Raw genomic sequence first — 10,572 nt, 5'->3', positions numbered from 1 at the left:
GTCAGTGACGACTCCATCGAGTACGACAGGCCCTGTGCCTGGGCGGCGCCGATGCTGGTTGACAGGGCGAGCGCGGCTAACGCCACGCGGTGGAAGCTGGACATGTGATCCCCCTTTGTTTCAAGTCTGCGTACTTTTTCACGAATGGCGCCGAACCGCAATGGCCCTCGCGGCCCATGGTGGCGTCTCGCCATAGAACGGTGCCCGCTCACGGGCTGTTCGGCGACTCTCCTGCGCCGGATCGGGAATTCCTGTCTGGAGCGCCGATTTTTCCCGCGATCGATCCGGGCCCTGCCGGCCAGAATGGGTCCTCCAAACGGTCTGTCCTCCACGCCGATCACCATGCTCAGGAAAATCTCCCCTGCCCTGCCCAGCTCAGACTTGGCATGTTCGTGCACGAAGTGCCGGGCTCCTGGCTGTCGCACCCGTTCTGGCGGGGGGCGTTCAAGGTGGTGGACGACAAGCAGCTGGCGCAGCTGCGCGAGGCCGTGGCCTACGTCGTGATCGACACGGCCAAGGGCCTGGACATCGAGGTGGCGCAGCCCGCCGAGCCCGTCGCCGAGGCGCCGCCCGAGCTGGAGACGCCGCCATCGGTGGCCGTTGCCGAGGGGGTGCCAGACCGGGGGGCGAAGCCGACCGCAGGACAGCCCGCCGCCGGCTTCCAGGACGAGGTCCGGCGTGCCTCGAAGATCGTCGCCCAGGCCCGCCCGGCGATGAAAAACCTGTTTCGCGACGTTCGCCTGGGCAAGGCGATCGACACGGAGCACTGCCTGCCGCTGGTCTCCGACATCGCCGACTCGGTCGAGCGCAACCCGGCCGCCATCGTCAGCCTGGCGCGCCTGAAGACCAGCGACGACTACACCTTCATGCATTCGGTGGCGGTTTGCGCCCTGATGGTGTCGCTGGGCAAGCAGCTCGGGCTGGGTGAGGCCGATTGCCGCGAGGCCGGCCTGGCGGGCCTGGTGCACGACCTGGGCAAGGCCATGATGCCGCTGGAGGTGCTCAACAAGCCCGGCGCGCTCACCGCCGAGGAGTACGCCATCATGAAGTCGCACCCCGAGGCTGGCCACCGCATGCTGCTCGAGGGCAAAGGCGTGGGCCCGGTGCCGCTGGACGTCTGCCTGCACCACCACGAAAAGGTCAATGGCAAGGGCTACCCGCATGGCCTGCAGGGCGACGAGATCAGCCTGTTTGCCAAGATGGGCGCGGTCTGCGACGTGTACGACGCCATCACCTCCAACCGGCCCTACAAGGCAGGCTGGGACCCTTCCGAGTCCATCACCAAGATGGCGCAATGGGCCAAGGAGGGGCACTTCGACGAAAAGGTCTTCCAGGCCTTCGTCAAGAGCGTGGGCATCTACCCGGTTGGCTCGCTGGTCAAGCTCAAGTCAGGGCGTCTGGCCATCGTCGTGGAGCAGGGCGGCAGCTCTTTGCTCAAGCCGGTGGTCAAGGTGTTTTATTCGACCCGGGCCAACGAGCCCTTGGTGCCCGAGGTGCTGGACCTGGGCCGCGTGAGCGACGAGATCGTCTCGCGTGAAGCCCCTTCCACCTGGGGCTTCAAGAACCTCGACGATTTTTGGCTGCCGCAGGGCGCGGCCTGAGCCACCCGCCCAACCGCCCGCTCGTTCGTTCGTTCGATCAAGGGCCTGCCCCCGTCATCCACGCCTTCAGCTCGTCGCCCGATGGCAAGGCGCCGAGCACCCCTTGCCGAGACGCCACCCAGGCGCCAGCCGACGTGGCCAGGTGCAGCGCTGGTGAGGCATCCAGCCCCGCTGCCAGCGCCTGGCACCAGGCCGCCGCGAAGGCGTCGCCGCAGCCCGTGGTGTCCACCGCCTGCACACGGCGCGCGGGGTGATGCCGCGGTGAGTCCACATCGGCGCCGGCTGGCCAGAGCCAGCAACCCGCCTCACCCAGCGTGACCAGGAGCTGAACGCCGGGGTGGGCCTGGCGCCAGGCCCGCACCGCTTCGAATTCGTCGGGGCTCAGGCCCTCTCCCGAGTCCCGAGCACTCGTTGGCCCGCTTGCGTCCGTCTGCGCGCCCCAAAGCGCTCGTGCCTCGTGCTCATTGAGCAGCAGCGTGTCGACCTGCTGCAGCACCTCGCTGGCGATCGGGCGCCAGGGCGAGGGGTTGAGCACCGTCGAGGCGCCGGCTTGTCGCGCCAGCCGGAAGGCCTCGGCGATGGCCTCGTCGGGCGCTTCGAACTGAGCGTAGACCACGGCCGATGCCGCGATGTCAACGGCGGCTGCCCGCGCGTGCTCGCGCCCGAGCAGGTGGTTGGCGCCGGGGTGCACGGCGATGATGTTGTCGCCAGCCTGGTCGATCAGGCCGACGCCGTGGCCGCTGGGGCCGGCAAAGCGGTGCACGTGGGCGTCGCTCAGGCCTTCCTGGCGCAGCCGGCCAAGCAGGGCCTGGGCGGCCATGTCATCGCCCACGCCGAGCAGCAGGTGCACGGGCGCACCCAGGCGCCGCAGGCCCACCGCCACGTTCAGCCCCTTGCCGCCAGGCTCCATCAGGAAGCCGTCGGCGTGCACGTGCTCGCCGCGCGCGGGCAGGCGAGGCGTGAACCAGCAGCAGGCCATCACGAAGCTGCCGATGACGAAGACGGGCCGGGGCGAAGGGTCTGACATGTCGGGGCGCAGAACAGGTGCCCCAGTCTAGGTGGCTTCAGTCCAGGTGCGGCAGCCGCCCACGCCAGGCGGCCAGCGCGTAGAGCATGCCCATCACGAACAGGATGGCGGTGGTCGGCTCGGGCACCACGCTGACGGCGTAGTCGTGGCCACTCACGCTCACGGTGTTGGCGCCTGCCACGTTCGGCGTCAGGTTGAAGCGGGCGGTGCTCATGTAGTCGGCCCAGGCATCGCTGGTGCCGTTGCGAAAGCCCGCTTGCGATCCGGCGAACAGCGTGCCGCGCACACGCACCAGTTCACCCACCACGGCCTCGAAGGTCTGGCTGAAAACGCCGTCGCCTTGCGACATCTGCCAGTCGATCGTGCGCACACGGGGGACCGGTGACAGCCACGCCGGCCCCATGGACGCCGCAAAGCCCACGCCCAGCGCCCCGGGGGCAGCAGGCAGCGGGGTCACACCGCTGGTGCCGTCGATGGTCAGCGAGAAGGTGTAGGTGACGGGTGTGCCCTCTGCCAGCCCGGGCGCGGTGACCTCGATGAAGTCCTCGAAGGAGGTCGAGAAGATGGCGTCCACGAAGCCGCTGTCGGCGTCGAAGGCCTTTTCATAGTGGGTGCTCAGTTTCCCCTTGAGCACGCCCATGGAAGCCTCGATCTGGGCGTGAGCGCGCGCGCCGTTGCTCAGCAAGGTGTCCGAGCTTTGCCTGAGCACGGGTTGGCTGACCAGGTTGGCGCCTTCGATGCTGGATTGCTTCGAATCGACCGGGGCCTCGACCGGGTTGGTGGTGTGGCGGATCCCGTCGGTGAAGGTGCTCGCGTTCAGGTAAGCCGGGTTGGGCAGGAAGGGCGCGGCCAGGCTCAGGCCCGGGGCGGCGAGTGTCACGGCCAGGATCAGGCCGAGGGCCGGGCGCAACGGTGCGACGGGGCTGGTTTGGGTGGTGGGGCAGACGGCCATGGGCCTCCCTGATTGGTTTGATTTCATGATGCCATTATGGTGTCCAAAAAGATACCAAACTATCGAACAAGTCGATGCAAGGGGCCACCCCTAGAATCGACGCATGCCTTGTGATCTGCCATGAGCCCTGTTTTGCCCCCCTCGGTGCCGCCTGGCGGCTGGTCTGGCCTGGTGCAGCTGGATGCTGGTCGTGCGCAGCCGGTTTACCTGCAACTGGTCGATGCGCTCACGCAGTTGATGAGCGCGGGGGTGCTCGCCGAAGGCCAGCACCTGCCGGCCGAGCGCGTGCTGGCGGCCGAGTTGGGCGTCAGCCGCACCACGGTCAAGCGCGCCTACGACCACCTGCGCGAGGCGCAGAACCTCAGCACCCACGGGCGTGGAGGCACGGTGGTGCGCCACACGCCGCGCGTGGCGCCCGAGCTGGCGCGCCTGAAGGGCTTCTCCAAGGAGATGGAGGAGCTGGGCATGGTGCCGAGCACGCAGGTGCTGTCGCGGCGCATCGTGCTGGACCGCACCATGGCCTCGGTGTTCAAGCGCCCCTCGACGGCGCAGTTCCTGCAGATCACGCGGGTGCGCCTGGCCGATGGCTGCCCGATGTCACGCGAGGTGGCTTGGTACGACCTGACGGCCGCGCCGGAGCTGGCCGATTGGGACGGGCAGGGTTCGGCTTATGGCCTGCTCAAGGAGGCCTGTGGCATCGAGCTCGAACGAGCTGAGCAGAGCGTGGAGGCAGTGATGAGCGACGCCGAAGAAACGAGCGTCTTCGGCTTCGAGCGACCTGGGCCTTGCTTGCTGCTCAAACGGCACACCTACGCCAGCAGCGGGCAGCTGGTGGAGTACGTGGAGGGCACCTTCCGGGGCGATGCCTACGCCTACCGGCACGCGATGAAGCCCTGAGCTCGGTGAGTCCGGGCCCCGGCGAAGCAGGCGCACCGCGCGGCGCGTCGCTCGCCAACCGGTTCACTGGCTGGACAGGCTCAGGCCCGCGTGCTCACGCAGCGGGTGGAAGTGCACCAGCGGGTGGCGCTCGGCCGTCAGGCGCAGGTCGTAGGCCGAGGTCATCATGTAGGCCAGCGTGTCGGCCGCGTCGAGCGCCAGCTTCGACGCGTTCTCATCGGTGAACTTCTTGAGCGCCTCCGGCGTGTCGGCCGTGATCCAGCGCGCGCCGGTGAAGCGGCAAGGCATCAGTCGGATGTCCACGCTGTACTCGGCTTTGAGGCGGTGCTGCACGACTTCGAACTGCAGCTGGCCGACGGCGCCCAGCAGCATCGAGCCGCCGACCTCAGGCCGGAAGACCTGGATGGCGCCTTCTTCGCCCAATTGCAGCAAACCTGCCTGCAATTGCTTTGATTTCATCGGGTTGGCCAGTTCCACCGTCTGGAACAGCTCGGGCGCGAAGAAGGGCAGGCCGGTGTACTGCAGGGTCACGCCATCGGTGATGGTGTCGCCCAGCTGCACGCCACCGTGGGTGGTAAAACCAATGATGTCGCCGGCGAAGGCCTCGTCGACCGCCTCGCGGCGCTGCGACAGGAAGGTCACCACCGAGGTGGGGCGCAGCTCTTTGCCGTTGCGCTGCACCTTGAGCTTCATGCCGGGCGTGTACTTGCCCGAGCACACGCGCACGAAGGCGATGCGGTCGCGGTGCGACGGGTCCATGTTGGCCTGCACCTTGAAGACCACGCCGGAGAAGTTCTCCATCTCGGGCACGATCTCTTTTTTGCTGCCGTCTTTTTCGGTGCTGAAGCGGGGCCGGGGAGAGGGCGCCAGGTCCACCAGGGCGTCGAGCACTTCTTGGACGCCGAAGTTGTTGACGGCCGAGCCGAAAAACACCGGCGTCTGCTTGGCGGCCAGGAACAGCTCCAGATCGAACGCTGGCGCGGCTTCGGCCATCAATTCCATGTTCTGCTCGGCCAGCTCCCACTCGTGGCCGAAGCGCTCGGCGAGCTTGTCGCGCTCGTCCAGCGAGACGACCTCGTCGTCTTCGCCGCGCTTGTCGGCGCCGGCGTCGAACAGGCGCATCGACTTCGAGCGCAGGTTGACGATGCCGCCGAACAGCTTGCCCTGGCCCACCGGCCAGGTCATCGGCACGCAGGGCATGCCCAGCTCTTGCTCGACTTCATCGAGCAGCTCCAGCGGGTCGCGGCCTTCGCGGTCCATCTTGTTGACGAAGGTGATGATGGGCGTGTCGCGCTGGCGGCAGACCTCGATCAGGCGGCGCGTCTGTGCTTCGACGCCGTTGGCCGCGTCGATCACCATCAGGGCCGAGTCCACCGCGGTCAGCACGCGGTAGGTGTCTTCCGAGAAGTCCTTGTGGCCCGGGGTGTCGAGCAGGTTGACCACGTGCTCGCGGTAGAGCATCTGCATCACCGACGATGCCACCGAGATGCCGCGCTGCTTTTCGATCTCCATCCAGTCGGAGGTGGCGTGGCGCGAGGCCTTGCGGCCCTTGACGGCTCCGGCGATGTGGATGGCACCCGAGAACAGCAGCAGCTTTTCCGTCAGCGTCGTTTTACCGGCGTCCGGGTGGGAAATGATCGCGAAGGTGCGGCGGCGCCCGGTTTCGGGGGCAAAAGGCGAGGTGGACACGGCAAAGGCTCCGGGCCGAGGAAAACCCGCGATGCTAGCCGATGAGGGGGCCGCGCGCCAGTTGGTGAGGGGCCCGTGCACGCCAAGAGGCGAGGCGTTGGCGGGGGCAGACCTCGCCCCGGCGGCGCCCGAACCAGCCAGCCCTGGGGACGCCAGGGCTGTTGTTGGTACTGGATGCGCTCAAGCGGCGCGGCGGCGGCGGGCCAGGAAGCCGATGGCGGCCAGACCTGCCAGGGCGGCGGCGGCGCTGGTGGGCTCGGGCACCGGCAAGGCCGTGCCGGACACGCTGACCATGTCAAAGCGCCAGGTGCCCGAGCCGGCGAAGGTCTTGGTGGCGTCCGAGGCCAGGTAGCCCGAGGTGCCCGGCGCGAAGGTGGCCACCACGCGGAACGCCAGGTTGGCGTTGTGGTCCGCACCTGCGATGCTGGACAGGTCGATGGTGCGGGCGTTGAACCAGGTGTCGCCCAGGCCGCTGTCGAACACGGCGTAGTCGATGAAGTTCACACCGTCCAGCGAGTACTGGGCCAGCTCGTAGCGCGAGCTGGTGTTGCTGTGGCGCAGGTCGTAGCTGAAGACCACGTCTTCGAAGCCGGAGGCGTCCACCTTGACTTCGATGCCGCGGGTGGCGTTGCCGCTGCCTTGCGCGCCATAGGTCGTGGTCTGCAGGCCGGAGTTGTCGCTGGCGGCCGGGTCGGACGAGCCGACGCCACTGTTGAAGCTGGGGGTGGTGACGCCACCGATCAGGCTCAGGCTGCCGGCGCCGACGGAGGGCAGGGCGCTGCCGGTGCCGGTGGCGCCATCGGGCGTGATGGAGTTGAACGACCATTGGGTGATGACCTCGGCGTGGGCGAGCTGGGCGGCACCCACGGTCAGGGCGAGGGTGATGGCGGACAGGGCGAAGGACTTCATGGAAACTCCAGTAAAGGCGTGCTGAAGCCCTTGAATCTAGGGTTCTCCCGTGAACCGGCCGTGAATCGCTGGGCCGCTTTTTGCGCCGGGCGGCTCACGCTGACTCAAGTTCGCCAAGCCCGGGTCGACATCTGATGCAGCGAATCTTCAAAGAGAAAATGGGCGCGATGGACCGCATGGAGCGCAAGCCGGCTGACCCGGGTCGCCTTGACTCGGGCGCGAGCGTGTTCGCGCGCCTGATGCTGGTCGTCAGCGTCATCGCCGGGCTGGCTCACCTGGGCTTCATCGGCTTGTTTCTGCGTGTGCAGGTGCCGGCGCTGGCGCTGGCCAACGTCGCCAGCGTCTTGGTTTATGTGCTGACGGCCATCCTGATCAGGCGCGGCCGGCTCACGCTGGCCACCTTGTTGATCGTGCTGGAAGTGCTCCTGCATGGGGTGGTTGCCACGGCGATCATCGGCTGGGCGGCGGGCTTTCACCACTACCTGCTGTTGGTCATCCCTGTGGTGATTGTGAGTGCTTACTATCGCTATTCGCTCAGATTCATATTGGCTTGTGCCGTCGCGCTGCTGTACCTTGGCCTTGACCTGGTCTACCGCGAAGCCACGCCAGCCGTGGCCGTGCCCGCGCCTTTGATCGATGGGCTGCACTACATCAACCTGGCCACGGTGTTGCTCATGCTGGGGGTGTTGGCCACGGTCTACCAACGCCTGGTCTCGCGTGCCGAGCAGAGCCTGCACGAGCTGGCCTGCACCGACCCCCTGACCCAGTTGCGCAACCGCCGCTTCATGATGGAGGTGGCCCAGCACGAGGCCGCCGTCGTCGAACGCGGAGGGCGCCCCTTGAGCCTCCTGCTGGGTGACATCGATCACTTCAAGCGCATCAACGACCAGCACGGCCACGCCGTCGGCGACGGTGCGCTGCGTGCGATTGCCCAGGTTTTGCGCGACGGGGTGCGCGAGGTCGATCACGTGGCGCGCTGGGGTGGCGAAGAGTTCCTGGTGTTGCTGCCCGGCACCGAGCTGGACGAGGCGCAGCAGGTGGCCGACCGACTGCGCAGGGCCGTGCTGGCGCTGGTCGAAGTCGAGGGCCGTCGCCAACTCGGCCTGAGCATCACCTTGGGTCTGGCCGAGCTGAGACCTGGCGAAAGCATCGAGCAGGCCCTCATGCGGGCCGATCGCGCGCTCTACGAGGGCAAACAAGCCGGTCGAAACCGTGTGGTTCTCGCAGGACAAGCCTGAGTGCTTGTGCCTATAATCGCGCCACTTTCGAGGAGCGTTGCAAGGCCCCGTCCCGCTGTCCACCACGGCGCGACCCGCAGGCCCCAGGCTCGAAAGCCTCTCCATTTGCAACGGCGCTCACCCGCATGTGTCCCGCTGGGTGAGTCATTCCTGCTTCACGTTCCCACGTTTCGTCGGCGCTGAAGTTGTTCCCCCTCCCGGCAGCGCACGGCGGCTTTCAGAACTCTTTCGGAGCTGAGTCATGAACGCTGTGTTGAAGAACCTCGAAACCTCCCACCAAGGCGTCGACTGCGTCGTCGCCGACATGTCCCTGGCCGACTGGGGCCGCAAGGAACTCACCATCGCCGAGCACGAGATGCCCGCGCTGATGGCCATCCGTCGCGAATACGCCGCCAGCCAGCCCCTCAAGGGCGCGCGCATCACCGGCTCGCTGCACATGACCATCCAGACCGGCGTGCTGGTCGAGACCCTGCAGGCCCTGGGCGCCGAAGTGCGCTGGGCCTCGTGCAACATCTATTCGACGCAAGACCACGCCGCCGCCGCCCTGGTGGCCAAGGGCACGCCCGTCTTCGCCTACAAGGGCGAGTCGCTCGAAGACTACTGGGACTACACCCACCGCATCTTCGAATTCGGCGCCAAGGGCACCAAGGGCGAAGGCCCCAACATGATCCTGGACGACGGTGGTGACGCCACGCTGCTGATGCACCTGGGCAAGAAGGCCGAGACCGACCCGTCCGTGCTGGCCAACCCCGGCAGCGAAGAAGAGCGCATCCTGTTTGCCGCCATCAAGGCCAAGCTGGCCGTTGACGGCACCTGGTACAGCCGCAAGGGCGCCGAGATCATCGGCGTGACCGAAGAGACCACCACCGGCGTGCACCGCCTCAACGAGATGAGCGCCAAGGGCACGCTGCTGTTCCGCGCCATCAACGTCAACGACTCGGTCACCAAGAGCAAGTTCGACAACCTGTACGGCTGCCGCGAATCGCTGGTCGACGGCATCAAGCGCGCCACCGACGTGATGGTGGCCGGCAAGATCGCTGTGGTCGCTGGCTATGGCGATGTGGGCAAGGGCTCGGCCCAGGCCCTGCGCGCCCTGAGCGCCCAGGTGTGGGTGACCGAGATCGACCCCATCAACGCCCTGCAGGCCGCCATGGAAGGCTACCGCGTCGTCACCATGGACTACGCCGCCGACAAGGCCGACATCTTCGTGACCGCCACCGGCAACAAGAGCGTCATCACCTACAAGCACATGCAAGCGATGAAGGAAAACGCCATCGTCTGCAACATCGGTCACTTCGACAACGAGATCGACGTGGCCGAAGCCGAGGTCAAGTGCCAGTGGGAAGAGATCAAGCCGCAGGTCGACCATGTGATCTTCCCGAGCGTGGATGGCAAGCCGGGCAAGCGCATCATCATGCTGGCCAAGGGCCGCCTGGTGAACCTGGGTTGCGGCACGGGCCACCCCAGCTACGTGATGTCGTCGAGCTTCGCCAACCAGACCATCGCCCAGATCGAGCTGTTCACGCGTCCTGACGCTTATGAAAACGGCAAGGTCTACGTGCTGCCCAAGCACCTCGACGAGAAGGTGGCGCGCCTGCAGCTGGTGACCCTCAACGCCCAGCTGACCGAGCTGAGCGACGAGCAGGCCGCCTACATCGGCGTGTCCAAGCAGGGCCCTTACAAGCCCGATACCTATCGTTATTGATCTCCCCCTACCGCCTTCGGCGGTCCCCCTCTCCGGGGGCACCACCAGCGGCCCGGCCAAGCCGGTTCCGCGGTGGTTGCTGGATCAAACCGCGCGGCACGCACAGGCCGCGCGCAAAAGGAATTGAATGCCAAGAGCCGACCAACTGCTCGTCGCCGGGGGCCACGCGCCAACCCGTTCTGCCGCCCACCGACTGGTGGAAGCGGGTGCCGCGCAATGGCTTGGCCCCAAGGGCTGGACCAAGCTGCGCAAAGCCGGTGAAGACCTGCCCGAAGACGCGCAGCTGCGCGTCACCAACGACGATGAGCTGCGCTGGGTGTCTCGCGCGGGGCTCAAGCTCGAAGGCGCTCTGTCCCACATCGGGCTCGACGTGTCCGGCATGCACTGCCTGGACGTGGGCCAGTGCACCGGCGGCTTCACCGACGTGCTGCTCACGCAAGGCGCGGCCAGCGTGGTCGGCGTGGAGGTCGGCCACGGCCAGCTCCACGACAAGCTCCAGGCCGACGCCCGCGTGGTCTGCCTGGAGAACGTCAACGCCCGCGAGCTCGAAGACA

The 10,572-nt window shown here is 67.1% G+C and carries 8 protein-coding genes, 1 pseudogene and 1 riboswitch; of the genes and pseudogenes, 5 read left to right on the top strand and 4 right to left on the bottom strand.

Annotation, left to right across the window (positions count from 1 at the left end; translation table 11 throughout):
* Positions 1-374: 374 nt before the first annotated feature.
* Positions 375-1,601 (top strand): annotated as a pseudogene (locus B2W70_RS05170) (HD-GYP domain-containing protein); the annotation flags it as partial.
* A 37-nt stretch (positions 1,602-1,638) separates the two neighbouring features.
* On the opposite strand, the gene B2W70_RS05165 reads toward B2W70_RS05170, so the two are convergent.
* Positions 1,639-2,628 carry a ribokinase gene (locus tag B2W70_RS05165; protein ID WP_286743533.1) on the bottom strand — a complete coding sequence of 330 codons (990 nt, stop codon included), beginning with the start codon at positions 2,626-2,628 and terminating at the stop codon, positions 1,639-1,641.
* A 37-nt stretch (positions 2,629-2,665) separates the two neighbouring features.
* Positions 2,666-3,580 carry a hypothetical protein gene (locus B2W70_RS05160; RefSeq protein WP_286743531.1) on the bottom strand — a complete coding sequence of 305 codons (915 nt, stop codon included), beginning with the start codon at positions 3,578-3,580 and terminating at the stop codon, positions 2,666-2,668.
* 120 nt (positions 3,581-3,700) lie between these two features.
* On the opposite strand from B2W70_RS05160, the gene B2W70_RS05155 reads away from it, so the two are divergent.
* Positions 3,701-4,477 carry a GntR family transcriptional regulator gene (locus tag B2W70_RS05155; RefSeq protein ID WP_286743529.1) on the top strand — a complete coding sequence of 259 codons (777 nt, stop codon included), beginning with the start codon at positions 3,701-3,703 and terminating at the stop codon, positions 4,475-4,477.
* A gap of 63 nt (positions 4,478-4,540) precedes the next feature.
* Here the strand turns inward: B2W70_RS05155 and B2W70_RS05150 are convergent, their stop codons facing one another.
* Both B2W70_RS05150 and B2W70_RS05145 read right to left on the bottom strand, forming a co-directional pair.
* A complete protein-coding gene (locus tag B2W70_RS05150; RefSeq protein ID WP_286743527.1) occupies positions 4,541-6,166 on the bottom strand; it encodes a peptide chain release factor 3 in 1,626 nt (541 codons plus the stop codon).
* A 180-nt stretch (positions 6,167-6,346) separates the two neighbouring features.
* On the bottom strand, positions 6,347-7,075 hold the full coding sequence (locus B2W70_RS05145; RefSeq protein ID WP_286743525.1) for a PEP-CTERM sorting domain-containing protein: 729 nt from the start codon (positions 7,073-7,075) through the stop codon (positions 6,347-6,349).
* Between the two features lie 134 nt (positions 7,076-7,209).
* Here B2W70_RS05145 and B2W70_RS05140 point away from each other — a divergent pair, with 134 nt between their 5' ends.
* From B2W70_RS05140 to B2W70_RS05130, 3 genes are all read left to right on the top strand, one after another.
* Positions 7,210-8,313: a GGDEF domain-containing protein gene (locus B2W70_RS05140; RefSeq protein ID WP_286743524.1), complete on the top strand. Its 1,104-nt coding sequence runs from the start codon at positions 7,210-7,212 to the stop codon at positions 8,311-8,313.
* 23 nt (positions 8,314-8,336) lie between these two features.
* A riboswitch (S-adenosyl-L-homocysteine riboswitch) is annotated at positions 8,337-8,439 on the top strand.
* A 115-nt stretch (positions 8,440-8,554) separates the two neighbouring features.
* Positions 8,555-10,018: an adenosylhomocysteinase gene (ahcY, locus tag B2W70_RS05135; protein WP_286743521.1), complete on the top strand. Its 1,464-nt coding sequence runs from the start codon at positions 8,555-8,557 to the stop codon at positions 10,016-10,018.
* Positions 10,019-10,145: 127 nt separating this feature from the next.
* Positions 10,146-10,572: SAM-dependent methyltransferase (locus tag B2W70_RS05130; RefSeq protein WP_286743519.1), on the top strand; the 427-nt coding region annotated here is incomplete at its 3' end.

The organism is Aquabacterium sp. UBA2148 (genome assembly GCF_002328915.1).
GTDB lineage: Bacteria > Pseudomonadota > Gammaproteobacteria > Burkholderiales > Burkholderiaceae_C > Aquabacterium > Aquabacterium parvum.
The sequence above is the reverse complement of the archived record's forward strand: the minus strand, read 5'-3'. Positions and strand labels throughout refer to the sequence as shown.

Bases quoted from the DNA above. Each gene is read 5' to 3' on its own strand.
- ahcY (WP_286743521.1), top strand. From the start codon at position 8,555: ATGAACGCTGTGTTGAAGAACCTCGAAACCTCCCACCAAGGCGTCGAC.
- B2W70_RS05140 (WP_286743524.1), top strand. From the start codon at position 7,210: ATGCAGCGAATCTTCAAAGAGAAAATGGGCGCGATGGACCGCATGGAG.
- B2W70_RS05160 (WP_286743531.1), bottom strand. From the start codon at position 3,580: ATGGCCGTCTGCCCCACCACCCAAACCAGCCCCGTCGCACCGTTGCGC.
- B2W70_RS05145 (WP_286743525.1), bottom strand. From the start codon at position 7,075: ATGAAGTCCTTCGCCCTGTCCGCCATCACCCTCGCCCTGACCGTGGGT.
- B2W70_RS05155 (WP_286743529.1), top strand. From the start codon at position 3,701: ATGAGCCCTGTTTTGCCCCCCTCGGTGCCGCCTGGCGGCTGGTCTGGC.
- B2W70_RS05165 (WP_286743533.1), bottom strand. From the start codon at position 2,628: ATGTCAGACCCTTCGCCCCGGCCCGTCTTCGTCATCGGCAGCTTCGTG.